This window comes from Saccharopolyspora sp. 6V (assembly GCF_020176785.1).
Classification (GTDB): Bacteria; Actinomycetota; Actinomycetes; order Mycobacteriales; family Pseudonocardiaceae; genus Saccharopolyspora_C; species Saccharopolyspora_C gregorii.
The window spans coordinates 1-24,454 of sequence record NZ_JAIUKB010000110.1 but is presented as its reverse complement, the minus strand read 5'-3'; the positions used below and the strand labels follow the sequence as shown (position 1 = coordinate 24,454).

Genomic DNA, 24,454 nt, shown 5'->3' with positions numbered 1-24,454 from the left:
TGCCGAGCCCGCGCGGGCCGCTGTCCGAGGCGGTCATCGCCGCCCTCGGGGGCCGGCGCCCCCCCCCCCCCCCGGCCCCCCCCGGCCCCCCCCCCCCCCCCGGGGGGGGGGGGGGGGGGGCCCCCCCCCCCCCCCCCCCCCCCCCCCCCCCCCCCGCCCCACCGATCACAGGCCGAGGGCCTCGTTCACGGCATCGGTGTTCGGGGCGACCGTCGCCTTCGGACCGACCTGGTCCTGCACGGCGTCCAGCGTCTTGAGGCCGTCGCCGGTGATGAGCAGCACCGTCTCCTGGTCCGGGTCGATCTGACCGGCCTCGATGAGCTTCTTCGCGGTCGCCACGGTGACGCCACCGGCGGTCTCGGCGAAGATCCCCTCGGTGCGGGCCAGCAGCCGGATGCCCGCGACGACCTCTTCGTCGGTGACGTCCTCGATGGCCCCGCCGGTGCGCCGGACCACGTCCAGCACGTACGGGCCGTCCGCGGGGGCGCCGATGGCCAGCGAACGCGCGATGGTGTCCGGCCGCACCGGCTGCACCACGTCGTGGTTCTGCTTGAACGCGCTGGCGACCGGCGAGCAGCCGTGGGCCTGCGCACCGAAGATCCGGTACGGGCTCTGCTCGACCAGGCCGGTCTGCCCGAGCTCGCGGAAGCCCTTGTCCACCTTGGTCAGCTGCGAGCCGGATGCGATGGGCACCACGATCTGCTCCGGCAGCCGCCAGCCGAGCTGCTCGGCGACCTCGAACCCGAGGGTCTTGGAACCCTCCGAGTAGTACGGCCGCACGTTGACGTTGACGAACGCCCAGTCCTCGTGCTCGGCGGCGAGCTCGGTCGCCAGCCGGTTCACGTCGTCGTAGTTGCCGTCCACCGCGAGCAGCGAGCCGTCGTAGACCGCGCTCATCAGGATCTTGGCCCGCTCCAGGTTGGACGGGACGAGGACCACCGAGTCCCAGCCGGCACGGGCGGCGGCAGCGGCGACGGCGTTGGCGAGGTTGCCGGTGGACGGGCAGGCCAGCACCTTGAACCCGAACTCGCGGGCGGCGGCCAGCGCGACGGCGACCACGCGGTCCTTGAACGAGTGCGTCGGGTTGCCGGTGTCGTCCTTGATCCAGATCCGCTTGACGCCGAGCGCCTTCGCGAGGTTGTCCGCGCGCACCAGCCTGGTACAGCCGGGCTCGGTGTTCGGGTGCTCCTCGACGTTCGTCGGCACCGGCAGCAGCTTCTTGTAGCGCCAGATGGAGCGGGGGCCTGCCTCGATGTCCTCGCGGCGGACGCGCCCGAAGTCGTAGGCGACCTCCAGCGGCGAGAAGTCCTCCAGGGACACGAACTCGGGAGCCAGGGGCTGGCGGTGGCCCTCTTCCTTCGACACCAGCTCGACGGCCGGACCGAGGTCGTAGGTCTTGCCGGTGGAGTTCGGGGCATGGGCGGCAGCGGTCATCGCGAGGTCCTTTCCTCATCTGTCCCGCGGGCGGGTCGGAGTTGGCACCAATTTCTTCGACTACCTCGCGAATGCCGCGAAAGGTCGAGATGGTTGCCGGGGCTTCATCGGGCCGTTCCCTCTGCCCCTCTGGATGAGCTATTCGGTTGTGGCTGCAACGTTACGGGAGGCCGCCGCGTCCTGGCCAGCACGGGGTCGGCGCACGGGAACGGCGGTGGTGTCGCAGGGTCGTGGGACGATGCCCCCATGAGTTCGCCGTCGGTGGTCTGCGATCCGCTGTACCTGATCCTCGGAGACGAGGAACTGCTGGTGGAGCGCGCTCTGTGGGAGGCGGTCGGCGCTGCCCGCGCCGCCGACCCGGAAACGGAGCTGCGCAGGATCAAGGTGAGTGAACTCACCCCGCCGGAGCTCGACGAGCTGCTGAGCCCCTCGCTGTTCGCCGAAGGGCGCGTGGTGGCGCTCGAAGCGGCCCAGGACGCGGGCAAGGAGATCGCCGGGGCGATCCTGTCGCACGCGCGGCAACCCGCGGACGGCGTGGTGCTGGTGATCGTGCACAGCGGCGGTGGTCGCGGGAAGAACGCCAAGGAGCTGCCGAGCGCGTTGCGCAAGCTCAACGCCCGCGTCACCGAGTGCAACAAGATCACGAAGGGGCCGCAGCGGGAGGCGTTCGTCAAGGACGAGGTGCGGCGCGCGGGTGGCCGCATCGACGCCGCGGGTGTCGGCGCGCTGATCGAGACGGTCGGCTTCGACCTGCGCGAGCTGTCCTCCGCGGCCTCGCAGCTGGTGGCCGACACCGGCGGCAAGATCGACGAGTCGGAGGTGCGCCGCTACCACCGCGGCCGTGCCGAGGTGACCGGTTTCGTGGTGGCCGAGAAGGCCGTCACCGGTGATCTGGCCGGCGCGCTGGAGGCGCTGCGCTGGGCGTTGCAGCTCGGCGTGGCGCACGTGCTGATCGCGGACGCGCTGGCCGACTCGGTGCGCACCATCGGCCGGGTCGCCGCCTACGGCCGGGGGGACCCGTTCCGCCTCGCCGGAGACCTGGGCATGCCCGCGTGGAAGGTGAAGAAGGCGCAGGCGCAGGCCAGGGGCTGGAGCAGCGCCACCGTGGCCGAGGCGCTGCGCGCGGTCGCCGTGCTCAACGCGGACGTCAAGGGCATGGCCGCCGACGCGGACCACGCGCTGGAGCGCACGGTGCTGCGGCTGGTCGAGCTGCACTCCTCCCGGAACTGACCCGGCACACGCCACCAGGGCGACGATCGCCGCCGGTGCCCGGTGCCGAGCGCCCGGAGTCGCCCGAGAGCCCGATCTCAGCGCCAACCCGCCAGACGCTTCGGCCCCGAACGCGAGGCGGGGCCCGTTCCCGTGGGAACGGACCCCGTCTCGGGCCGGTGCGCGTGCCGGACGAAGGTCCGGCCGCGCTCGGGCTCAGAGCTTGTTGACGGCCTGCGCCAGCGCCGACTTCTTGTTCGCGGCCTGGTTGGCGTGGATGACACCCTTGCCGGCGGCCTTGTCCAGGGTGCGCGAGGCGGCGCGCTGCAGCTCCAGGGCCTTGTCCTTGTCGCCGGCGGCAACGGCCTCGCGGAACTTGCGAATGGCGGTCTTGACCGAGGACTTCACCGACTTGTTGCGCAGGCGGTTGCGCTCGTTGGTCTTGATCCGCTTCATCTGAGACTTGATGTTGGCCACTGGGGCGCCTCTTTCCTCGTTCGGATTCAGTCGTGCCGCGCTGAATCGGCGCTGCCGCACCGGGGCCGAGGGCCCACGGCGTGCGCAGCTTTCCTCCCTGGCGGAATGCCGCACGGCACGGTCGACGATCCTAGCAACGGCGCTCGCAGCGACCCGCGTCGGCACCGGGTGCGAGGACGCTCACAAGCCGGGACTCGATCGGTGGTGGGCGGCATAGGCTCGCGCCCCGTGTTCACCGCATTGGGCTGGCCCGGCTTCGCCGACCTGACGCTGGCCGGCCTCGTCTTCCTGTGCTGCGCGGCGTTCCTGGCCGGCGCGGTGGACGCCATCGTCGGAGGCGGCGGCCTGATCCAGCTGCCAGCGATGCTGCTGCTGGTGCCAGGCGGCAACATCATCTACTCGCTCGGGACGAACAAGCTCGCCGCGGTCGCGGGCACCACGGCGGCCGCGTGGACCTACGCGAAGCGGACCCCGGTGCCGTGGCGCAGCGCGTTGCCGATGGCGGCCGTCGCCTTCCTCGGCGCCCTGGGTGGCGCCGTGTTCGCCGCGTCGCTGCCGCAGACGGTGCTGACCGTGGTGGTGCTGGTGGCCCTGGTCGGGGTCGGCATCTACACGTGGCGCAAACCAGACCTGGGGTCGGTCGCGGCGCCGCGCTTCGGGCCGGTCCAGCAGACCTGGGTGATGGTCGCGGGCGGCCTGGTGATCGGTTTCTACGACGGCATCGCGGGCCCGGGCACCGGCTCGTTCCTGGTCTTCCTGCTCGTGGGGCTGGTCGGCTTCGCGTTCGTGGGGGCCTCGGCCACCGCGAAGATCGTCAACGTGGCCACCAACCTCGGGGCGCTGCTGTTCTTCATCGCCGCAGGCAAGATCCTGTGGGGGTTGGCGCTGGTGATGGCGGTGAGCAACGCGAGCGGCAGCGTGCTGGGCGCGGCGCTGGCGTCCAGCCGCGGGTCGGTGTTCGTGCGGAAGGTCTTCCTCACCGTCGTCGTGGCGCTGGTGGCCAGCCTCGGCTGGAAGCTCGCATCCGGGCTGTGAGCCCGTTCCGGGACGATCAGTCAAGACTCCACGTCAGGCGTGATGTGAGATCGAGAACACCGGCGGGTCGCGGGAATGATCCCGCCCGGGGTGTGGTTGTATGAGTCGGCCGATTTTTGTGTTCGTGTTCGACACGCTCGCGAAAGTTGCGGGCGCGACTCTGTCCTGAGCGCAAGCTGGAGAGTTCGCCGTCTGGACTAGGCCCCGGTGCTCGCGCGGTGCGAGCACCGGTTACTCATCAGCTGTGAGGAGACAGAGATGGCACAGGGCACTGTGAAGTGGTTCAACTCCGAGAAGGGCTTCGGCTTCATCTCCCCCGACGGTGGCGGCCCGGACGTCTTCGTCCACTACTCGGCCATCGAGGGCAACGGCTTCCGCACCCTCGAGGAAAACCAGACCGTGACCTTCGAGATCACCCAGGGCCAGAAGGGCCCGCAGGCCAGCGGCGTTCGCGCGGTCTGAGTGCGGTGATCCGCTTCGGCGGGCCCTCCACCTTCGAGGGGGGGGCCCGCCGTTTTTTCGGCCCTGGGCGGGGTGGCGCGGTACAACGGGAGCCATGGACGTCGTCAACAGCCGCACGATCTTGCACCCGCGCGACCCGGAGGGCTCGCTGCGCTTCTACCGAGACGTGCTCGGGCTGGCGATCTCCCGCGAGTTCCCGGGTGGCACGGTGTTCTTCCTCGGGCAGGGGTTCCTGGAGATCTCCGGTCGCGGCGAGCACGGCCCCAGCCCCGACCAGGTGCTGTGGATGCAGGTGCGGGACCTGCGCGCCGAGTTCGACCGGCTCGCCGAGCTGGGAGTCACCGTGGAGGCCGAACCGGCCCGGCAGCCGTGGGGTCTGGACGAGGCGTGGATCGTCGACCCGGACGGCACGCGGATCGTGCTCGTCGAGGTGCCGGCGGACCATCCGATCCGCGCCGACCAGCGGCCGCGCTGAGCCACCCCCGGAGTTGGGCACCGGCGGCCGGTCGCCGCGTGGGACGATGTGGGTTGCACGCGCGCCCCGCGAGGACCCCGAGATCCCAAGGAACACCGAGTGAGCAGCTTCGCCGACACCACCTTCACGGACCCGGAGCGCATCCGGAACTTCTGCATCATCGCGCACATCGACCACGGCAAGTCGACGCTGGCCGACCGGATGTTGCAGCTCACCGGGGTGTTGGGCGAGCGGGCGTACCGGGCGCAGTACCTCGACCGGATGGACATCGAGCGGGAACGCGGCATCACGATCAAGGCGCAGAACGTGCGGTTGCCCTGGGCCGTGGACGGCGTCGACCACGTGCTGCACATGATCGACACCCCGGGGCACGTCGACTTCACCTACGAGGTCAGCCGCTCGCTGGCCGCCTGCGAAGGCGCGATCCTGCTGGTCGACGCCGCGCAGGGCATCGAGGCGCAGACCTTGGCGAACCTGTACCTGGCGATGGAGCACGACCTCCAGATCATCCCGGTGCTGAACAAGATCGACCTGCCCGCGGCGGAGCCGGACAAGTACGCGGCCGAGCTGGCGCACATCATCGGCTGCGAGCCCACCGACGTGCTGCGGGTGTCGGCGAAGACCGGTGAGGGCGTCGGCGAGGTCCTCGACGAGGTGGTCCGCCAGATCCCCGCCCCGCAGGGCGTGCACGACTCGCCGCCTCGCGCGATGATCTTCGACTCGGTGTACGACACCTACCGCGGCGTGGTGACCTACATCCGCGTCGTCGACGGCAAGATCACGCCGCGGCAGCGGATCCGGATGATGTCGACCGACGCGACGCACGAGCTGCTCGAAGTCGGCATCATCTCGCCGGACCCGAAGCCCTCCGCCGGGCTCGGCGTCGGCGAGGTCGGCTACCTGATCACCGGGGTGAAGGACGTCCGCCAGTCCAAGGTCGGCGACACGGTGACCGCGGAGCGCAAGGGCGCGACCGAGGCGCTCGGTGGCTACCGCGAACCGAAGCCGATGGTCTACTCCGGGCTGTACCCGGTGGACGGCTCGGACTACCCGATCCTGCGCGAGGCGCTGGACAAGCTGCAGCTCAACGACGCCGCGCTGACCTACGAGCCGGAGACCTCGGGCGCGCTGGGCTTCGGCTTCCGCTGCGGTTTCCTCGGCCTGCTGCACCTGGAGATCACCCGGGACCGGCTGGAGCGCGAGTTCGGCTTGAACCTGATCTCGACGGCGCCCAACGTCGTCTACCAGGTGAAGCTCGAAGAGGGCGAGGACATCGAGGTCACGAACCCGTCCGACTGGCCGGAAGCCAAGATCGGCGAGATCCACGAGCCGATCGCGAAGTGCACCGTGATCGCCCCGTCCGAGTTCGTCGGCACCATCATGGAGCTGTGCCAGAGCAGGCGCGGCCGCCTCGAAGGCATGGACTACCTCTCGGAGAGCCGGGTCGAGCTGCGCTACACGCTGCCGCTCGCCGAGATCGTCTTCGACTTCTTCGACCACCTCAAGTCCCGCACGCGCGGCTACGCGTCGATGGACTACGAGGAGGCGGGCACGCAGAGCTCGCAGCTGGTCAAGGTGGACATCCTGCTGCAGGGCGAACCGGTGGACGCGTTCAGCGCCATCGTGCACAAGGACTCCGCCTACTCCTACGGCACCAAGATGACCTCGAAGCTGCGCGAGCTCATCCCGCGTCAGCAGTTCGAGGTGCCGATCCAGGCCGCGATCGGTTCGCGGGTGATCGCCCGCGAGACGATCCGCGCCATCCGCAAGGACGTGCTCGCCAAGTGCTACGGCGGTGACATCAGCCGGAAGCGCAAGCTGCTGGAGAAGCAGAAGGAGGGCAAGAAGCGGATGAAGACCATCGGGCGGGTCGAGGTCCCGCAGGAGGCCTTCGTCGCGGCGCTGTCCACCGACGAGTCGGCCGGGAAGGACGACAAGTCCAAGTCCAAGAAGTGACGCGTCCGCGGTGGAGCTCCGCTCCGCGGTGGTGCGGACGGCGGGGTCGGTTCGCCGTACCCATAGCCGCCGGCTATGGCGCGCATCGCGAATCGGTCTGCCCTCCGCCGCGGACCTCCGCCACCTGCGGTGATCTTGTGCGGATGTGGTCCGGGACTCGCTGACCAGCGGCGTCCGGCCCGTGGGAACCCTTGCTCGCGGCGGTTCGCCGACTAGCATTCGAGCCGCACCGCGGGGACGCGGAAACCGTTGCGCCGCTTGCGGTTTCGCCGTCTCCCGTGCTCGTCCGCCGCACCGCACAGGAGGTCGCACATGGGAGCATCCGACGTATCGCGTGAACACCTGCCGATCCCGGACGCCCCGCCCACCGCCGTCACCGCGCTCGACGCGCGCGACCAGAACCCGGCCTTCACCCCCGCTCAGCCGCTGAACGCCCCCGCGGGCGCGCCGAACGTCGTGCTGGTGCTCATCGACGACATGGGTTTCGGTGCGTCCAGTTCGTTCGGCGGACCGTGCGAGATGCCCACCGCGCAGCGGCTCGCCGACGGCGGCCTGCGCTACTCCCGGTTCCACGTCACCGCGATCTGCTCGCCGACGCGCCAGGCGCTGCTGACCGGCCGCAACCACCACTCGGTGGGCATGGGCGTCACCACCGAGATGTCCAGCGCGGCCCCCGGCTACTGCGGTATCCGGCCGCGCAGCGCAGCCACGCTCGGTCAGGTGCTCAACGGCAACGGCTACAACACGGCCGCGTTCGGCAAGTGGCACCAGACCCCGGCGCGGGACGTGAGCCCGGCCGGCCCGTTCGACCGCTGGCCCACCGGCGAGGGCTTCGAGAAGTTCTACGGCTTCTTGTGCGCCGAGATGAACCACTGGTACCCGGTGCTGTTCGACGGCACCAACCCCGTGGAACCGGACCGTCGGCCCGAGGACGGCTACCACCTGTCCGAGGACCTGGTGGACCAGGCCATCGACTGGGTGCGCACCCGGCACACGTTGAAGCCGGACACCCCGTTCTTCACCTACCTGCCGTTCGGCGCGACGCACGCGCCGTACCACGTGCCGCAGGAGTACCGGGACAAGTACCGCGGCAAGTTCGACCACGGCTGGGACCGGCAGCGCGAGATCACCCTGGAGCGGCAGAAGGCGCTCGGCGTGGTTCCGCCGGACACCGAACTCGCCCCGTGGGCCGAGGGCGTGCCGCACTGGGACGAGCTGTCCGCGGAGGAGCAGCGCGCGGCGGCCTCGTTGATGGAGCTCTACGCCGGGTTCGCGGAGCACACCGACGACCAGGTGGGTCGGCTCGTCGACGCGCTGGAGGAGACGGGCGAACTCGACAACACGATCTTCATCTACATCCTCGGGGACAACGGTGCCTCGGCGGAGGGCGGGCTCGGCGGCACGTTGAACGAGCACCGGTTCGCCACCGGGATCCCCGACAGCGCCGAGTTCATCAACGCGAACCGCGACGCGCTCGGCGACGCCACGACCCACGCGCACTACCCGGTCGGCTGGGCGCTGGCGATGAACACCCCGTACCAGTGGACGAAGCAGGTCGCCTCGCACCTCGGTGGCACCCGGGACGGCATGATCGTGCACTGGCCGCGCGGGATCGAGGAACGCGGCGGCATCCGGGACCAGTGGCACCACGTGATCGACGTGGTGCCGACGATCCTGGAGGCGGCGGGCATCCCGCACCCGACTTCGGTGCAGGGCGTGCCGCAGCAGCCGATCGAAGGCACCAGCATGCTCTACAGCTTCAACGACGCCGACGCACCGGACCGCCATCGCGTGCAGTACTTCGAGATGGTCGGCAACCGCGGCATCTACCACGACGGCTGGATGGCCGTGACCAGGCACGGCACCCCGTGGGAGATGGTGCAGGACGGCACCCGCCGGTCCTTCGACGACGACCGCTGGGAGCTCTACGACACCAACGTGGATTGGAGCCAGGCGCACGACATCGCCGCCGAACACCCGGGGAAGCTCCGCGAGTTGCAGCAGCTGTTCCTGGTGGAGGCGGCCAAGCACCAGGTGTTCCCGCTGGACGACCGGATGACCGAGCGGGAGAACCCGAAGGAGGCCGGTCGGCTGGACCTGTTCGGCGACCGCCGCACGATCACCTTCCACGCCGGCGCGAAGCGCCTCACCGAGGAGACCGCGCCGAACATCAAGAACCGCTCGTACGTGATCACCGCGCGCGTGGAGGTACCCGAAGGCGGGGCCGAAGGCGTGATCGTGGCGCAGGGCGGCCGGTTCGGCGGTTGGTCGTTGTACTTCCACGAGGGTCGCCCGAGCTACGCGTACAACTACTTCGGCACCGACATCTACAAGATCAGCGGCCGAGGGCTGGAGCCGGGCGAGCACGAGGTGCGCCTCGAGTTCTCCTACGACGGCGGCGGTGTCGGCAAGGGTGGTCGTGCGGTGCTGTCCGCGGACGGCACCGAGGTCGCCGAGGGCCGGGTGGACGCGACGATCCCGTACTACTTCGCCTTCGACGAGACCTTCGACGTCGGGGTGGACCGGGCGTCCCCGGTGGTGGACGACTACGCACCGGTGGACAACGCGTTCACCGGGCGCCTGCGATCGGTGCGGTTCGACCTCGGTGACGACCTGGCCAGCGACGCGGCGGACGACGAGGCGCGGGAGCGGTTCCGCGCCGCCCACGACTGAGCGGGTTCCCGGCCCGGCCCGGCGGTGCTGCCGGGGGGCGGGGCGTTCCCGCTGGTCGCCTGCTCCGCGGTGGTTACGGTGAGCGGAGGAGGGGAGGTCGTCGTGGAGCGTCGTGAGGTGGAGTACTTCCTGGCCATCGCCGAGCACGGCAGCTTCACCGGTGCGGCGAAGTCGCTGCGCGTCGCGCAACCGTCGTTGTCGACCGCGATCGGGCAGCTGGAGAACCGGCTCGGCGGCAAGCTGTTCCACCGGCTGCCGCACGGTGTCCGGCTCACCGCGGCGGGGGAGGCGTTGCTGGAACCGGCCCGCCAGGTGATGCGGGACCTGAGCACGGCGCAGGATTCCGTGCGGCAGGTGCTCGGGCTGGCGTCGGGGCGGCTGGACATCGTCGCGCAGACGACGCTCGCGGTCGACCCGCTGGCCCGGTTGATCGGTGAGTTCCTCCGGCACTTCCCGCAGGTCGACGTGCGGGTGTTCGACCAGGAGCTGGGCAAGACCGCGACCGGCAGCGTCCGGGCCGGGCAGTGCGAGCTCGGCGTGGTCGATGCCAGCACCGACCCGGAGGGCATGGCCGAGGCCGTGCTGCCGGGTCGGCAGATCTACGCGGTGCTGCCGCCGGGGGAGCCGGGCCAGAAGCGGATCGGGTTGTCCGAGCTGGCGGCGCGGGACTTCGTCGCGACTCCGGAGGGCACTGCGACGCGCGCGGTCATCGAGGACGTGGTCGCCGCCAGCGGGCTCCGCGCGAAAGTGTCGGTGGAGACCGCGCACCTCGCGATGGTCGTCCCGCTCGTGCTGGCCGGCGCGGGCGTCACCCTGCTGCCGGAGTCGATGGCGGTGGGCGCGGCCAAGGAGGGCGCCACGGTGCTCCCGCTGCGGCCGAAGGTGGTCCGCAGCAGCCGGTTGCTCTGGCGTCCGGGTCCGCTGTCGCCCGCCGCGTCCCGGTTCGTCGATCTCGCGACGAGTTCGGCGCGGCCGCGGGAGAAGCGCGTCCGGTAGCGCGGCGGAGCGGGGCGAACGGGCGTGGTCCGGAATCGTTCGGTTCGGCATCGTTGACCCTCAAGTCGGTCGAAGCTCGATGATGGCGTGGTGTCCAGTTCTGAAGTGATGTCCATCGGTTCCTTCGCCCAGCGCACCGGCCTGACGGCCAGCGCGTTGCGCTTCTACGCCGACTCCGGGTTCCTCGTTCCGGCGCGGGTCGACGCGGGCTCCGGTTATCGGTTCTACGAGCAACGTCAGGTGGAGCGGGCCGTGCTGCTGCGGCGGTAGCGCGAGATCGGCATGCCGCTCGCCGCGGTCGGGGACGTGCTCGACGCGGATGCCGAGCGCGCGGCGCACCTGGTGGAGGAACACGTGCGGAAGGTCGTGGGCGCTGCCGCGACCGAACAGCACCAGGCTGCGGCCATCACCGCGTCGTGGGCGGACGAGCCGCCGTCGGAGCCGATCGCGGTGAGCGGCCCGGTGTTCGCCGCCGCGGTCGAGCAGGTGCTGTCCGCGACCACCCGGGAGTCGGAGATCCCCGTGCTCAACGGGGTGCTCTTCGAGTGCGGCCCGGAGGCGGTGACGGTGACCACCACCGACCGGTACCGGTTGGCGACTCGAACCCTGCTCCCGGTGGAGCGGGGGACGGGCGGTTGGTCGGCCACGGTGCACGCGGACGACCTGCGGTCCGCCCTGCCCGGCGTGCACCGGAGCCATCGGGTGTCGATCGCGTTGGCGCGCAACGGTGTCCGGGTGGTGCTGGACGGGTCGGTGGTGCAGCACTGCCGACAGCTCGCCGAACCGTTCCCGGACCACCGGGCGATGCTCGAGGCGTTGCCCGCCGTCACCACCCGCGTCGCGGTGGAGAAGGTCGATCTCTTCCGCGCGCTGGAGGCGAGTTCCGCCGCCGAACCGTCACTGGCCGTCCGGCAGGACGGCCTCACCGTGACCGGGGATTCCGGGGTTGGGTCGCCGGTGCCGGCTCAGGTCACGGGTCCCGATCTCGACGTCCGGTTCCAGCTGACCACGCTCTACCCCGCGGTGAGCACCGCGATCGGCGCCGACCTGCTGCTCGACCTCCGCGGTGCCGAGCAGCCGGCCACCGTCCGCTCCGCCGATCACGGCGATCTCACCACGCTGGCGATGCCGATCCCGGCGCGGCCCCGGACCTGATCCCCGCCGGCCACCGGCGGAAACCGGGACGGATCAGTGCGATTCGAGGAAGGCGTACACGTCGGCCTCGTCCACCCCGGGGAAGGTCCCCGATGGCAGTGCGGAGAGCACGTGCGAGTGGGCCCGCGCTGATGGCCACACCATGCCCTGCCACCGGTTCGAGAGCTCTGTCGGTGGGCGCTGGCAGCACTCGCCGTTCGGGCAGCGCGACTTCGAGTGGTTCGTCGTCTCGCGACCCCGGAACCAGCGGGATTCCGTGTAGGGCACCCCGAGGGTGATGGCGAAGTCGCGCCCCCGGTTGGGGTCGACGTGCGCCACGCACCAGTGGGTGGCACCGGGCTTGTCGGTGTACTGGTAGTGTGTCGAGTAGCGGTCCGGCGAAGCGAACACCATCCGCCCGGCCCAGTGCCGGCACATCCGCTGGCCCTCGATGGCGCCGGCCGGATCGGTGGGGAACACCAGTCCGTCGTTCTCGTAGGCCTTGTAGATGATCCCGGTCTCGTCGTTGCGGACGAAGTGGCAGACCAGGTCCAGGTACTGGGTCGCGAGGTTGGTGAACCGGTGCGCCGCCATCTCGTAGGACACCGAGAACACGTCCCGCAGGTCCTCCACCGCCAGGTCGCGGTCCGCCTTGGCCTGCTTGAGGTAGCCGACTGCGGCCTGCTCCGGCATCAGCACGGCGGCGGCGAAGTAGTTCGCCTCGACCCGCTGGCGCAGGAAGTCCGCGAAGTCCCGCGGCTGGCTGTGTCCGAGGGTGAGGTGCCCGAGGGTCTGCAGCAGGATCGTGCGCGGGCTGTGCATGCCGAGCGATTCGCGGCGCAGGAAGATCCGGCTGTGCCGCATGTCGGTGATCGAGCGGACCGATCGCGGCAGGTCGGTGACGAACCGCAGCCCGTAGCCCATGTGCGTGGCGATGGACTGGATGACGCCCTCGGACAGCGCGCCGCCGTGGTAGCCGACCCGCTCCAGGATGCCGGAGGCGGCCTTCTCGATCTCCGGGAAGTAGTTGCCGTGCTCGCGCATCATCTGCCGCAGCTCGGCGTTCGCCTTGCGCGCTTCCTCCGGCGTGGCGACCTGCTTGGTCTCCCGCCGCTTGAGCTCGTCGTAGAGCGCGAGCACGTGCTCCAGCGCCTCGGTCGGCACCCGCTTGCCCACCTTCAGCGGTGGCACGTCCAGCCGCTGGTAGAGCGGGTCGAGCTGGGCCTGCTCGACGGCGATCTCGAGCTCCGCGCGGCGGTTCGGCGGTTTTTTCGACAGCAGTTCGTCCACCGAGCTGCCCAGGGCGTCGGCGAGCGCGCGCAGCAACGAGAGCTTCGGCTCCCGGTGCCCGTTCTCCAGCAGGGACAGCTGAGATGGCGCGCGGCCGACGCGTTCGCCCAGCTCAACCAGGGTGAGCCCGGCGGCGCGGCGCAGGTGGCGCAATCTCTGACCGAAGACCAGGAGGTCTTGGTCGGTGGAAAAATTGCGGTCTTCTTCGGGGGCGAACTCGGCCATGGCGTTGATGCTAGCAGAAAAAGGGCCGAAATTTCCTTGGATTTCTTCGCTGGACGGGGTGGTTCTGCGGCAAGACTGGGTCCAGCAACGCCGCAACGAACATCCCGGAAGGGGAAGACCATGAGCCTCCAGCCCGGAAGCCGCCAGCAGGCGATCAAGGCCGCCGAGGAACTCCAGCGCGAGTGGGACACCGACCCCCGCTGGAAGGGCATCGAGCGCACCCACACCGCCGCCGACGTCGTCCGGCTGCGCGGCTCGGTGCAGGAGGAGCACACCCTGGCCCGGCTCGGCGCCGAGCGGCTGTGGAACCTGCTGCACGAGACGGACTACATCAACTCGCTGGGGGCCCTCACCGGCAACCAGGCGGTCCAGCAGGTCCGCGCCGGTCTGAAGGCCATCTACCTGTCCGGCTGGCAGGTCGCCGCGGACGCCAACCTGGCGGGCGAGACCTACCCGGACCAGAGCCTCTACCCGGCGAACTCGGTCCCGCAGGTGGTCCGCCGGATCAACAACGCCCTCAAGCGCGCCGACCAGATCAGCTGGTCCGAGGCGCTGGACCCGGAGACGGCGGAGACCGAGTCGGAGCCGACGCACTGGCTGGCCCCGATCGTCGCGGACGCCGAGGCGGGCTTCGGCGGCGTGCTCAACGCCTACGAGCTGATGAAGGGCATGATCCAGGCGGGCGCCGCGGGCGTGCACTGGGAGGACCAGCTGGCTTCCGAGAAGAAGTGCGGCCACCTGGGCGGCAAGGTCCTCATCCCCACCAGCCAGCACGTCAAGACGCTGAACGCCGCGCGGCTCGCCGCCGACGTCGCGGGCGTGCCCTCGCTGGTCGTCGCCCGCACCGACGCGCAGGCCGCGACGCTGCTGACCAGCGACATCGACGAGCGCGACCAGAAGTTCGTGACCGGTGAGCGCACCTCCGAGGGCTTCTACAAGGTCACCAACGGGATCGAGCCCTGCATCACCCGCGGTCTGGCCTACGCGCCGCACGCGGACCTGATCTGGATGGAGACCTCGAAGCCGGACCTGGAGGTCGCCAAGCAGTTCGCCGAGGCGATCAAGGCCAAGTACCCGGACCAGATGCTGGCCTACAACTGCTCGCCGTCGTTCAACTGGCGGAAGAACCTGGACGACAGCACCATCGCCAAGTTCCAGCGCGAGCTCGGCCACATGGGCTACAAGTTCCAGTTCATCACGCTGGCCGGTTTCCACGCCCTGAACTACGGCATGTTCGACCTGGCCAAGGGCTACGCGGCGGACGGCATGACGTCCTACGTGGACCTGCAGGAGCGCGAGTTCGCCGCGGAGGCGCAGGGCTACACGGCCACCCGCCACCAGCGCGAGGCGGGCACCGGCTACTTCGACCTGATCAGCACGGCGGTCAGCCCGGACTCGTCGACCACCGCGCTGGCCGGCTCGACCGAGGCCGCGCAGTTCTGATCGCGACCTGATCCGGTGCCGAGGCGCCGGACGGGCGGGGGGCGGCGGTTCCGGTCCGCGGCGGCCGGAACCGCGTTCCCCACCCGGCAGCACGGCTGAGCGCTCGTCGCGGGAGCGCTCATCTCAGACGCACCAGCGGCCCTGTGGCGGGGTGTGCGTGATCGCAATGGTGCGAGTGGGCGGGAGTCCCCGAACGGCCCCCCCCCCCCACTGCGTTTTCACACCTTCCGGTGAGCGCTGTATCAGAACGGCGGGTTGACCCCTCTTCATCGCAGACCGGTTCCGGTGGCGCTCGTGCCGCCGGGGCGCAGCGACGAGCGGGAAGAGGTGGCGATCATGCGGATCGAGACAGGGGCGGGACGGCCGTTCAGCGTGCACGACCTGGACGGTTCCCCGGAGGACGGCCGCAGGTACGAGCTGGTCGACGGCGAGCTGATGGTGAGCGCGCTGCCCGGCTGGCCGCACCAGGCGGCGGTGGTGGAGCTGGCCTCGCAGCTGCACATCGCCTGCACCGCGGAGTACCGGGTGCTGCCCGCGCCGTTCGCGGTGCGCCCGGACCCGTTCACCGAGCTGCGGCCGGACGTCCTGGTGGCCCGCCACGACGACCTGACGCTGCGGAACCTGCCCACCGCCCCGGTGCTGGCGGTCGAGGTGGTCTCGGCGAGCAGCAGGATCAAGGACTCGACGTTGAAGAAGGCGGTCTACGCGCGGTTGGGCGCTCGGTTCTTCTGGCTGGTGGACCCGGACCTGGAGGAACCGTCGATCACCGCGTGGGAGCTGGTGGGCGGGTCCGGGTACCAGCGGATCGCCCGCGCGCGCGAGGACGAGGTGTTCGAGGTGCAGCAGCCGTTCCCGATCAAGTTGACCCCCGCCGACCTGGTGGCGGGGTTGCGGCCATGAGGACCGGCGCCCGGGGGGCTCGCGGGGCCCGGCCGCCCACGCGCCGGGCGGCCGGGCACCGGGTCAGGCCGCCAGGCCCAGCGCGTCCAGCGCTGCGCCCAGCGAGGACAGCGTGGCGGCCACGGTCGTGTCCAGGGCTTCGGCGATCGGGGTGAGCTCCGCGGCGTTCGCGGGCAGCGCCAGCCCGACCATCAGCGCGGGCACCGCAATCGCGGCGAACGCGATGCGGCGGACGTGCGAGCGGGGCTCGGCGGCGGTGGTCTGTTCGGCGGTCGTGTTCATGAGGATCACCCGTTCTCGTGCTCGATCGCTTGCTGTGCCAAGAGATTCGCCGCCGGGGTGGCCGCGGGCAAGGTCGTTCACAGCTCGTTTTCGCGTTCGGTACACGCCCGGCGCACTCGTGGCGCGGGTCGCAGACCTTCGGTGGTGGCGCGGGAACGCCTCGATCCGAGACCACCCGGATTCCCGGGCCGGACGGCCGGAATGCGAACAGGTGGGAGGGGTGTGATCCGTCCGACCCGGCGGAGCGCGCCACTCGCGCGTGATCTGGGCCGTCACTAGGGTCCGGGACATGATCGAGCAGCGGAACGCACCGGTGATCGCGGCGCCGATGGCGGGCGGGATCTCCACGCCCGAACTGGTGGCCGCGGTCGGCGGCGCGGGCGGATTCGGCTTCCTGGCCGCGGGCTACCTCGCAGAAGACGACCTGGCAGGGCAGATCCGGCGGGTGCGCGAGCTCAGCTCGGAACCCTTCGGCGTGAACCTGTTCGTGCCCGGCCCGCGGCGGGACCTGGACCTGGCGGAGTACCGGGAGCGGGTGGCGGCCGAGGCCGAGCGCTACGGCGTGCAGGCCGGGTCCGGTCACTGGGACGACGACCTGTACCAGGCCAAGGTGGAGCTGGTGATCGACGAACGGGTTCCGGTGGTGTCGTTCACCTTCGGGCGCCCGGAGAGGTCCACAGTGGACCGGTTGCACGAGGCCGGCGCGCAGGTGGTCTGCACCGTCACGACACCGGACGAGGCGCGGCTGGCCGCCGAGGTCGGGGTCGACCTGTTGTGCGTGCAGGGCTCCGAAGCGGGTGGGCACCGCGGCGTGTTCGAGGACGATCCGGACTCGCCCGCGGGCGGGGAGCCGTACGGGCTGCTGGGCGCGCTGCGCACGATCTCCGGGGTGGTCGACCTGCCGCTGGTCGGCGCCGGGGGTGTCGTGACGGGCGCAGATCTGGCGGCGGTGCTCTCGGCCGGCGCGGTGGCCGCGCAGCTCGGCACCGCATTCCTGGTGTCGGCGGAAGCGGGCACCGCGCCGACCCAGCGCGCCGAGCTCGCGGCGGGCACCAGGAGCACCGCGATCACCCGGGCGTTCAGCGGGCGTCCGGCGCGGGGTCTGGTCAACCGCTTCCTGCGGGAGCACGGGCCGCACGCCCCGGCCGCCTACCCGCAGCTGCACCACCTGACCAAGCCGGTGCGCGGCGCGGCCGGGCGCGCCGACGACCCGGAGGCGATGTCGCTGTGGGCGGGGCAGACCTACGCGCAGGCGACACCGCGGCCCGCCGCCGAACTCGTCCGCGAACTCGTCGAGCAGGCTCGGACCGCGCTCGATGCCGCGGGTGCCCGCCTGCGCTGAACTGCCCGGTCCGCTCGGCCGTGTGGCGGAAAACCTCGTGCGCCGGAGCCGGGGACGAACATAGGTTGACCGGGTGGGCCATGTGCAGTCAGTGAACATCGCGGTCCTGCGGACCGGCGAGTGGACGGGCCGGATGGGCAGCACCGGCATCGACAAGCGACCGGTGCCGGGGCCGGTGCGGTTCACCGGGAGCGGTGTGCACGGCGACGCCGTGGTGGACCGCAAGCACCACGGCGCCTGGTACCAGGCGGCCTACGCCTTCGACGTCGAGGACCTGCGGTTCTGGTCGGCGGAACTGGGCAGGGAACTGGTGCCCGGCAACGCGGGGGAGAACCTGAGCCTGGTCGGCTGCGACGCGAGCACCGCCCTGGTGGGGGAGCGCTGGCGGATCGGCGGTGCGGTGCTGCGGGTGACCGCACCGCGCGACCCGTGCCGGGTGTTCGCGGGGTTCTGGGAGGTCAAGGGCCTGGTGAAGCGGTTCGCCGCGGTCGGTCGCCCCGGCGCCTACCTGGCGGTGGAGCAGCCGGGGGAGATCACCGCGGGAGATCCGGTCGACGTGCTCAGCAGGCCGGAGCACGCGGTGACCGTCGCCGACGTGCTCGCGCTGAACCTGGGCGACCGGGACCGCCGCGAGCACGTGGTCGCGGCCGCCGCCGACCTGCCGGAGAAGTTGCGGGTCAAGCTCGGTCTCGCCGAGCTCACCGGTCCGGAAGGCATTCGATGACGCCGTGACCGTCGTCGAGCCTGGTGACGGAGGCGATGAACAGCCCGGCCGCGCCGACGATGCGCTCGGTGCGGTCGAGATCGCGCATCCGGCCACCGACGTAGACCATCAGCCGCAGGTCCATCTCGGTGAACTCGCCGTCCTGGTCCGGCAGGAGTTCGATGATGAGCACGCTGCCCTCCCGGCCGTCCGCGCCGGCGGCCTCGGCGCACCGGCCGAGCAGCCGCACCGCGTCCGCGTCCTCCCAATCCCCGAGGACGTCGCACAGCACGTAAGCGTCGGCGCCCGGCGGTAGCGGGTCGAAGAAGTCGCCGACGACGACCTCGGCGCGATCGCGCACCCCACGCGACTCCAGGTACCCCTCCGCGGTTCCGGCGGGGCCGGCCAGGTCCACCAGCGTCCCGAGCAGGTCCGGGTGCCGTTCCAGGAGTTCGGCGAGCAGCACGCCCTTGCCACCGCCCACGTCGGTCACCCGCCCGAACCGCTCCCAGGGGACCGCCGCGGCGATGGCCGGGGCCAGCTCGTCGGACTTGGTCTCCATCAGGTCGTCGAAGGAGTCCGACAGCTGCGGGTCGTGCGCGAGGTCCTCCCGGAAGGAGCGGCCGAACGCGGCGGGATACGCGGCGTGGTGGCCGCGGACCTGCTCGACGAGTTCCACGAAGGCCAGGTCGGCGCGGCCGACGGCGCCGTCCAGGTCGAGCCATTCGCGGCTGCCGCCCGGGGCGTCGGCCTGGAGGGCGCGGGAGGCCTCGTTGGGGCCGAAGACCTCCGGTTCCGGTTCGGTGAACAACCCGCGCCGCACCAGGTACCGCAGCACCCTGCCGAGCGGGTCGGCCTCGGCTCCGGATCGCTTCGCGATCTCGTCGAGCGGGAGCTCGCCGTCCTGGACGATGTCGGCCAGGCGCAGCGTGGCGGCGGTGCGCACGGCGAAGGGCGTGACCAGGTCGGCCATCGCCCAGACGTCCACCGGCTCTGGAGCCATGCGGGGAGGATAGGCGCAGCGGCGGTCACCGGCAGGGGCGGTGCGCGGGGAACGCGCCCCTCAGCCCCGCAGCACCGCCACGATCCGCTCGGCGGTCTCCTGCATGTGTTCGCGCACGACTTCGCGGGCCCGGGTGGAGTCGCCCGCTTCGATGGCGTCGACGATCGGCGAGTGCCGCTGCCAGGCCATGTTCCGCACCGCCAGCTCCGGGCCGGAGCGCACGATGGTGGCGCGGGTCAGCCCGGAGATGTGCTGCCAGGACTGCACGAGCGCGGCGTTGCCGGTGAGCTCGCACATCCGCTGGTGGAAGGCGAGGTCCGCCTCGACCAGCGCGGCCATGTCCTGGCCGAGGTCGCGCAGCCGGTCGACGGCCGCGCGCAGTTCGCCGACGATCGCGGCGCGGTCGTCGGCGCCGCACAGCGTCTCCACGGCCAGCGATTCGAGGGCGGCGCGCACCGCGAAGATGTCCCGGACCTCGGCGCCGCTGAGCGCTCGCACCAGCAGCTTGCCGCGTTCGTCGGCGACGACGAGCCCTTCCTGCACGAGGTGGCGGAGGGCTTCGCGCAGGGTCCCGCGGGAAACGGAGAGCGCTTCGCTGAGCTCGGTCTCGATCAGCCGCCTGCCGGGTTCGAGTTGCCCGCTGCTGATCGCCTCGCGCAGCTTGCGCAGCGACTGCTCGCGCAGGGTCTGCCGGTCGACGCCGCCGAGCGCCGGAACATCCAGGGACACCAGTGGATCGCCTCTCTGCTCGCTGACCCGCACATCGTAGTCCACGGCCGGGTCGGCGAATAACGGTCGACTGTTGACAGTCGACTCGACGCGTCGTTAACTGTGCGCTACCTGACGCACGAAGGAGTGAGGCAGATGCCGGAGCTGGGCTGTTCGACGATCTCGTTCCGGCGGCTGCCGGTGGCCGAGGCGCTCGCGACCATCCGCGAACTCGGCTTCGACGGCATCGACCTCGGCGGCCTGCCCGGCGTGTGCGACCACATCCCCACCCCGCTGACCGGGCCCGTGGACGACCTCGTGGAGCTCGTGCGGGGTTCCGGGCTGCGCACCTGGGCGATCAACGTCGACCCCGGCCCGCTCAACGATCCGCGGCTCGACGAGCGGGACCTGCTCACCGCCGGGCGGGGGCTCGTGGAGCTCGCAGCCGAGCTGGACGCGGCGGTCATCGTGCCCTGCGGCGCGCAGCAGCGGGAGCCGTTCGCGGAGGAGCGGACCGACCTCGACCGGATCGCACGCGGCCTGCGCTCGCTCGGCGACCTCGCGGCGGAGCACGGGGTGCGGCTGCTGGTCGAAGGGCTGCACCACTTCCGCTTCTGCCACACCACGGACCGCGCGGCCGCGCTGCTGGAGCGAGTTCCCGCCGAGTCGGCCGGGTTCGTGTTCGACGTCAGCCACGTGGTGGCGGGCGGTTTCGACGAGGTCGCGTTCGCCGCGGACTTCGCCGAGCGCATCGAGCACGTGCACCTGCGCGACGCCGAGCCCGGTGACATCAACCTCAGCATCGGCCGCGGCCGCGCCGACTTCGCCGGGGTGGTCCGGGCGCTGCGGAAGGCCGGCTACGGCGGCCGGTACGTGCTGGAACTCGAAACGCACGACGTGCGCGAGCAGGAACGCCCCGCCGCGGCCGCCGCCGCGAAAGACGCGATCACCGCGCTGCTCTGACCGCGGCACCGAGCCACCACGCGGCGGGCGCCCGGCAACGACTCGTGGCACCCCGTCCCGATCCGCCGCAACGCGCGGCAACCCATCTCCACCTGCGACACCCCGCCGCACGCGCGGCACCCACGACTCGCGGCACCGGCCCCGGCGCCGCACCGGACCGAACTCAGGAGGACCCGCATGTCCGACACCGCCCGCACCGCCCTGATCACCGGAGCCGGCTCGGAGCGCGGCATCGGCCGGGAGACCGCCCGCAGGCTCGCCGCCGCCGGTTTCGACATCGCCGTGCTGGACCTCGACGGTGCCGCCGCCGAGGCCACGGCCTCGCTGGTCGCGGCCGAGCACGGCGTGCGCGCCCTGGGCGTGCGGGCCGACGTCACCGACCAGGACTCGGTGGACGCCGCGGTCACCGCCGTCGAGAACTCGGAGCTGCCCCCGATCGCCGCGCTGGTCAACAACGCGGGCATCACCCGGCCGACCCGCTTCCTGGACATCGCGCCCGCCGAGTGGGACCTGGTGTTCAAGGTCAACGTCACCGGCACGTACCTGGTGACCCAGCGGGTGCTGCCCGGCCTGGTCGAGCGGGGCTACGGCCGCATCGTCAACGTGTCCTCGGTCAGCGCGCAGCGCGGCGGCGGCGTGTTCGGCGGCTCGCACTACTCCGCGGCGAAGGCCGCCGTGCTCGGGCTCACCAGGGCGCTGGCCAGGGAGGTCGGGCCGAACGGGGTGGTCGTCAACGCCGTCACGCCCGGGCTGATCGACACCGACATCACCGGGGGCCTGCTCACCGGGGAGCGCAAGGAGGAGCTGATCGCCGACGTGCCGGTGGGCCGCAACGGCCGGACCGGCGACGTCGCCGCGACGATCGCGTTCCTGGCCGGGGAGGACGTCGGCTACATCACCGGCGCCACCTTCGACATCAACGGTGGCTCGCACATCAACTGACGCGTCCCGGACCGACCCGCCGCGACGTGCGGGGACGTGCTCGTGGAAGCTCACGTCCCGCCCGCGGCACCGCCTCAACGACGAGGATCACGGAGCGAACATGGCCCCCTCCCTCCTGCTGCTGCACACGACGATCGCGGTCGTCGGCATCGTCGCCCTGATCGTCGGGGCGCGGCTCAACCCGGTCATCGTGCTGGTGCTCGGCTCGCTGTACCTGGGGCTGGCCACCGGCCTCGGGTTCGAGGGCACGGCGAAGGCCGTCACGGACGGCTTCGGCGGTCTGATGGCGGAGGTCGGCCTGATCATCGGGTTCGGCGTGCTGCTCGGATCGCTGCTGTCGGCGACGGGGACGTTGCAGCGCATCGTCGAGCTGTTCCTGAAGGCGTTCGGGAAGTCCCGGTCGCCGTACGCGCTGGGCCTGTCCTCCGGTGTCGTGTTCCCGGCGATCTACTTCGACGTGGCGCTGGTGATGCTGGCGCCGATCGCCCGCTCGGTGGCGGCGCGCACCGGGGCGAGCGTGGCCGCCGTCGGCGGTTCGCTGGCGATCGGCCTGGAGGTGGGCCTGCTGATGGTGCTGCCGGGAGCGGCGGCGCTGGCGGTCAGCGGCTCGCTCGGCGTCGGGTTGGGCGCGATGTTGGTGTGCGGCATCGGGATCGGGGTGCTCGCGATCATCATCTCGGTGTTCCTGCACGGCAGGTTGATGCGCCGCACCTGGGACCCGGCCAAGGACGAGGCGTCGGCCGGGGACGGCTTCCAGGGCATGGACGTGGCCCCGGAGGAATCGCCGCGCCGCACCCTGCCGCTGGTCGTGCTGGTGCTGCCGGTGCTGGTGCCGCTGGCGCTGATCGTGCTGGGCACGGTGACGGAGACGGCGGGCGCGGCGATCGGCTGGATCTCGTTCCTGGCGGATCCGGTGGTGGCGCTGCTGATCGGTCTGCTGATCGGGTGCGCGCTGACCGCATGGACGCTGTCCCGCGATGCCGTGGAGCGGGCACTGACGAGGGGTGCGTCCACGAGCGGCACGATCCTGCTGTTCACCGGCGTGGCGGGGTCGCTCGGCGAGGTGATCAGCAGGACCGGCGTGGGGGACGTGGTCTCCGGGATGTTCCACGCGGGCAGCGCTTCGCCGCTGCTGCTGGCATGGCTGGTGGCGGCGCTGCTGCGGCTGGCGCAGGGTTCGGGTTCGGTCGCGGCGATCACGGCGGCGACCCTGCTGGCGCCGGTGGTGGGCGGTCTGGACACCCCCGCGGTGCTGGTGGCGCTGGCCGCGGCGGCGGGGGCGAGCTTCGGCGGGCACGTCAGCGACAACACCTTCTGGATGTTCCGCACCATGCTGGGCCTGTCCACCCGCGGCGCGTTCCAGGTGTACACGGTCGCGCAGTCGATCATGTCGGTGGTGGCGCTGCTGCTGGTGCTGGCCGCGGACCTGGTGCTGTGAGGCGGGAAGGTCATCCGGCGCGGCGGTGTCCGCGCACCGCACCCTGGTAGCCGGCGCGGGAGCGCCCGCCGGTGATCCAGTGAGGGAACGATGACGCGCTTGTTCGACGACCGGCCTCGTTCGCCGAGGACGCGCTCGCCGGGTTCTGCGATCTGCACGTGGACCAGGTGCGCCGGGTCGAGGGCGGCGTGGTGCGGGCGGTGCCCGCGGACGAGGGCAAGGTGGCGGTGGTCGTCGGCGGCGGAGCCGGGCACTACCCGGCGTTCTTCGGCTTGGTCGGGCCGGGTTTCGCCGATGGTGCCGTGGTGGGCGGCGTGTTCGCCCCGCCGTCGCCGCGGGCGGTGCTGTCGGTCGCCCGCGCGGTGCACTGCGGTGCCGGGGTGCTGTTCGTCCTCGGCAACTACGCGGGAGACGGTGCCGGGTTCGGTGCCGCGCAGGAGCGGTTGCGGCTGGACGGCATCGACTGCCGCACCGCGGTGGTCACCGACGACGTGGCCTCGGCACCCGCCGGGCTGAGGTCGGCGCGGCGGGGGATCGCGGGTGCGTTCGCGGTGTTCAAGGTGGCGGGCGCGGCCGCGGAGGAGGGGCTGGCGCTCGACGAGGTGGAGCGGGCCGCGCGGCTGGCCGACGACCGCACCCGCAGCTTGGGCGTCGCCTTCGAGGGCTGCACCTTGCCCGGCGGGCGCGAGCCGCTGTTCGAGGTGCCGGCCGGGAAGATGGGCCTGGGGCTGGGCATCCACGGCGAGCCCGGTTCCTCCGAGTTGGACCTCCCGTCGGCCGACCGGCTCGCGGAACTCCTGGTGGACGGTCTGCTGGCCGAGGCCCCGGCCGATGCCGGTTCCCGGGTCGGCGTCCTGCTCAACGGGCTGGGCAGCACCGGTCGTGAGGAGCTGTTCGTGCTGTGGAACGACGTGGCGCGGCGGCTGCGCGGCGCCGGGATGGAACCGGTGGACGGGGAACTGGTGACGAGCCTGGACATGGCGGGCGTCTCGCTCACGCTGAGCTGGCTGGACGCGGAGCTGGAGCGGTTCTGGCGCGCCTCCGCCGACACGCCCGCGTACGGCAAGCGCGTCCGCCGCCGGGTCCCGGCCCCTCCGGCCCCCTCGGCGGTGCTCGAACGGCTCGTCCGCGGGGCCGAGTACCCCGGCACCGGCGCGCATTCGCGGGAGACCGCGGCGGCCCTGGTGGCGGTGTTCGGCGCGGAGCGCCGGGCCGTCGAGGAGCACGCCGCGGAGCTGGGCCGGGTCGACGCGGTGGTCGCGGACGGCGGGCACGGTCGCGGCATGGTGCGCGGGACCGCGGCCGCGCACGAGGCGGCGGCGCTGGCGGTGGTGGCCGGTGCGGGGGTGCGGTCGACGTTGGCG

Annotated in this window: 23 protein-coding genes and 1 riboswitch; of the genes, 17 read left to right on the top strand and 6 right to left on the bottom strand. The window is 71.7% G+C overall.

Going from position 1 to position 24,454, the window contains the following annotated elements:
• Nucleotides 1-165: 165 nt before the first annotated feature.
• The gene (thrC, locus tag LCD35_RS21205) at nucleotides 166-1,434 is read right to left on the bottom strand and encodes a threonine synthase (RefSeq protein ID WP_224978268.1); all 1,269 of its coding nucleotides are present in this window, start codon (nucleotides 1,432-1,434) and stop codon (nucleotides 166-168) included.
• A 12-nt stretch (nucleotides 1,435-1,446) separates the two neighbouring features.
• Nucleotides 1,447-1,574, bottom strand: a riboswitch (SAM riboswitch).
• A gap of 106 nt (nucleotides 1,575-1,680) precedes the next feature.
• On the opposite strand from thrC, the gene holA reads away from it, so the two are divergent.
• Nucleotides 1,681-2,664, top strand: coding sequence for a DNA polymerase III subunit delta (gene holA, locus LCD35_RS21200; protein WP_225044719.1), 984 nt, complete (start codon nucleotides 1,681-1,683; stop codon nucleotides 2,662-2,664).
• Nucleotides 2,665-2,859: 195 nt separating this feature from the next.
• Here holA and rpsT read toward each other — a convergent pair whose 3' ends face one another.
• The gene (rpsT, locus tag LCD35_RS21195; protein ID WP_224960363.1) at nucleotides 2,860-3,120 is read right to left on the bottom strand and encodes a 30S ribosomal protein S20; all 261 of its coding nucleotides are present in this window, start codon (nucleotides 3,118-3,120) and stop codon (nucleotides 2,860-2,862) included.
• A 228-nt stretch (nucleotides 3,121-3,348) separates the two neighbouring features.
• Between rpsT and LCD35_RS21190 the strand changes: the two genes are divergently transcribed.
• The 8 genes from LCD35_RS21190 (at nucleotide 3,349) to LCD35_RS21155 (ending at nucleotide 11,872) form a co-directional block, all read left to right on the top strand.
• On the top strand, nucleotides 3,349-4,155 hold the full coding sequence (locus LCD35_RS21190) for a TSUP family transporter (RefSeq protein ID WP_224960362.1): 807 nt from the start codon (nucleotides 3,349-3,351) through the stop codon (nucleotides 4,153-4,155).
• 258 nt (nucleotides 4,156-4,413) lie between these two features.
• Nucleotides 4,414-4,617: a cold-shock protein gene (locus LCD35_RS21185; protein WP_224960361.1), complete on the top strand. Its 204-nt coding sequence runs from the start codon at nucleotides 4,414-4,416 to the stop codon at nucleotides 4,615-4,617.
• Between the two features lie 94 nt (nucleotides 4,618-4,711).
• Complete coding sequence (locus LCD35_RS21180) at nucleotides 4,712-5,092, top strand: VOC family protein (protein ID WP_224960360.1); 381 nt, start codon at nucleotides 4,712-4,714, stop codon at nucleotides 5,090-5,092.
• A 99-nt stretch (nucleotides 5,093-5,191) separates the two neighbouring features.
• Nucleotides 5,192-7,048 (top strand): translation elongation factor 4, encoded by a 1,857-nt coding sequence (gene lepA, locus LCD35_RS21175; RefSeq protein ID WP_224960359.1) that lies wholly within the window; start codon nucleotides 5,192-5,194, stop codon nucleotides 7,046-7,048.
• Between the two features lie 312 nt (nucleotides 7,049-7,360).
• Entirely contained in the window at nucleotides 7,361-9,721 is a 2,361-nt protein-coding gene (locus LCD35_RS21170; protein WP_225044718.1) for an arylsulfatase, read from the top strand.
• Nucleotides 9,722-9,799: 78 nt separating this feature from the next.
• Nucleotides 9,800-10,717: a LysR family transcriptional regulator gene (locus LCD35_RS21165; protein ID WP_225044717.1), complete on the top strand. Its 918-nt coding sequence runs from the start codon at nucleotides 9,800-9,802 to the stop codon at nucleotides 10,715-10,717.
• A gap of 90 nt (nucleotides 10,718-10,807) precedes the next feature.
• Nucleotides 10,808-10,987 (top strand): MerR family transcriptional regulator, encoded by a 180-nt coding sequence (locus LCD35_RS21160; RefSeq protein ID WP_224967924.1) that lies wholly within the window; start codon nucleotides 10,808-10,810, stop codon nucleotides 10,985-10,987.
• Nucleotides 10,988-10,999: 12 nt separating this feature from the next.
• On the top strand, nucleotides 11,000-11,872 hold the full coding sequence (locus tag LCD35_RS21155; RefSeq protein ID WP_224967926.1) for a hypothetical protein: 873 nt from the start codon (nucleotides 11,000-11,002) through the stop codon (nucleotides 11,870-11,872).
• Nucleotides 11,873-11,905: 33 nt separating this feature from the next.
• Here the strand turns inward: LCD35_RS21155 and LCD35_RS21150 are convergent, their stop codons facing one another.
• Nucleotides 11,906-13,366, bottom strand: a complete 1,461-nt coding sequence (locus LCD35_RS21150; RefSeq protein WP_224960355.1) for an XRE family transcriptional regulator — start codon at nucleotides 13,364-13,366, stop codon at nucleotides 11,906-11,908.
• Nucleotides 13,367-13,486: 120 nt separating this feature from the next.
• Between LCD35_RS21150 and aceA the strand changes: the two genes are divergently transcribed.
• Nucleotides 13,487-14,809: an isocitrate lyase gene (gene aceA, locus LCD35_RS21145; protein WP_224960354.1), complete on the top strand. Its 1,323-nt coding sequence runs from the start codon at nucleotides 13,487-13,489 to the stop codon at nucleotides 14,807-14,809.
• A 336-nt stretch (nucleotides 14,810-15,145) separates the two neighbouring features.
• On the top strand, nucleotides 15,146-15,709 hold the full coding sequence (locus tag LCD35_RS21140) for a Uma2 family endonuclease (protein WP_224967928.1): 564 nt from the start codon (nucleotides 15,146-15,148) through the stop codon (nucleotides 15,707-15,709).
• A 63-nt stretch (nucleotides 15,710-15,772) separates the two neighbouring features.
• On the opposite strand, the gene LCD35_RS21135 is transcribed toward LCD35_RS21140, so the two are convergent.
• The gene (locus tag LCD35_RS21135; RefSeq protein ID WP_224960352.1) at nucleotides 15,773-15,991 is read right to left on the bottom strand and encodes a hypothetical protein; all 219 of its coding nucleotides are present in this window, start codon (nucleotides 15,989-15,991) and stop codon (nucleotides 15,773-15,775) included.
• A 289-nt stretch (nucleotides 15,992-16,280) separates the two neighbouring features.
• Here LCD35_RS21135 and LCD35_RS21130 point away from each other — a divergent pair, with 289 nt between their 5' ends.
• Entirely contained in the window at nucleotides 16,281-17,333 is a 1,053-nt protein-coding gene (locus LCD35_RS21130; protein ID WP_224960351.1) for a nitronate monooxygenase, read from the top strand.
• A 91-nt stretch (nucleotides 17,334-17,424) separates the two neighbouring features.
• Nucleotides 17,425-18,057: an MOSC domain-containing protein gene (locus LCD35_RS21125; RefSeq protein ID WP_224960350.1), complete on the top strand. Its 633-nt coding sequence runs from the start codon at nucleotides 17,425-17,427 to the stop codon at nucleotides 18,055-18,057.
• On the opposite strand, the gene LCD35_RS21120 is transcribed toward LCD35_RS21125, so the two are convergent.
• Both LCD35_RS21120 and LCD35_RS21115 read right to left on the bottom strand, forming a co-directional pair.
• Nucleotides 18,032-19,039: a methyltransferase gene (locus LCD35_RS21120; protein ID WP_224960348.1), complete on the bottom strand. Its 1,008-nt coding sequence runs from the start codon at nucleotides 19,037-19,039 to the stop codon at nucleotides 18,032-18,034. The genes LCD35_RS21125 and LCD35_RS21120 overlap by 26 nt on opposite strands.
• Before the next feature lie 60 nt (nucleotides 19,040-19,099).
• Complete coding sequence (locus tag LCD35_RS21115) at nucleotides 19,100-19,768, bottom strand: GntR family transcriptional regulator (protein WP_224960346.1); 669 nt, start codon at nucleotides 19,766-19,768, stop codon at nucleotides 19,100-19,102.
• Nucleotides 19,769-19,903: 135 nt separating this feature from the next.
• Here LCD35_RS21115 and LCD35_RS21110 point away from each other — a divergent pair, with 135 nt between their 5' ends.
• The 4 genes from LCD35_RS21110 to LCD35_RS21095 form a co-directional block, all read left to right on the top strand.
• Nucleotides 19,904-20,710 carry a sugar phosphate isomerase/epimerase gene (locus tag LCD35_RS21110; protein ID WP_224960344.1) on the top strand — a complete coding sequence of 269 codons (807 nt, stop codon included), beginning with the start codon at nucleotides 19,904-19,906 and terminating at the stop codon, nucleotides 20,708-20,710.
• Nucleotides 20,711-20,887: 177 nt separating this feature from the next.
• Nucleotides 20,888-21,652, top strand: coding sequence for an SDR family NAD(P)-dependent oxidoreductase (locus LCD35_RS21105; protein ID WP_224960342.1), 765 nt, complete (start codon nucleotides 20,888-20,890; stop codon nucleotides 21,650-21,652).
• A gap of 100 nt (nucleotides 21,653-21,752) precedes the next feature.
• Complete coding sequence (locus LCD35_RS21100) at nucleotides 21,753-23,090, top strand: GntP family permease (protein WP_224960341.1); 1,338 nt, start codon at nucleotides 21,753-21,755, stop codon at nucleotides 23,088-23,090.
• 152 nt (nucleotides 23,091-23,242) lie between these two features.
• On the top strand, nucleotides 23,243-24,454 hold a 1,212-nt coding region (locus LCD35_RS21095; RefSeq protein WP_225044720.1), incomplete at its 3' end, for a dihydroxyacetone kinase subunit DhaK.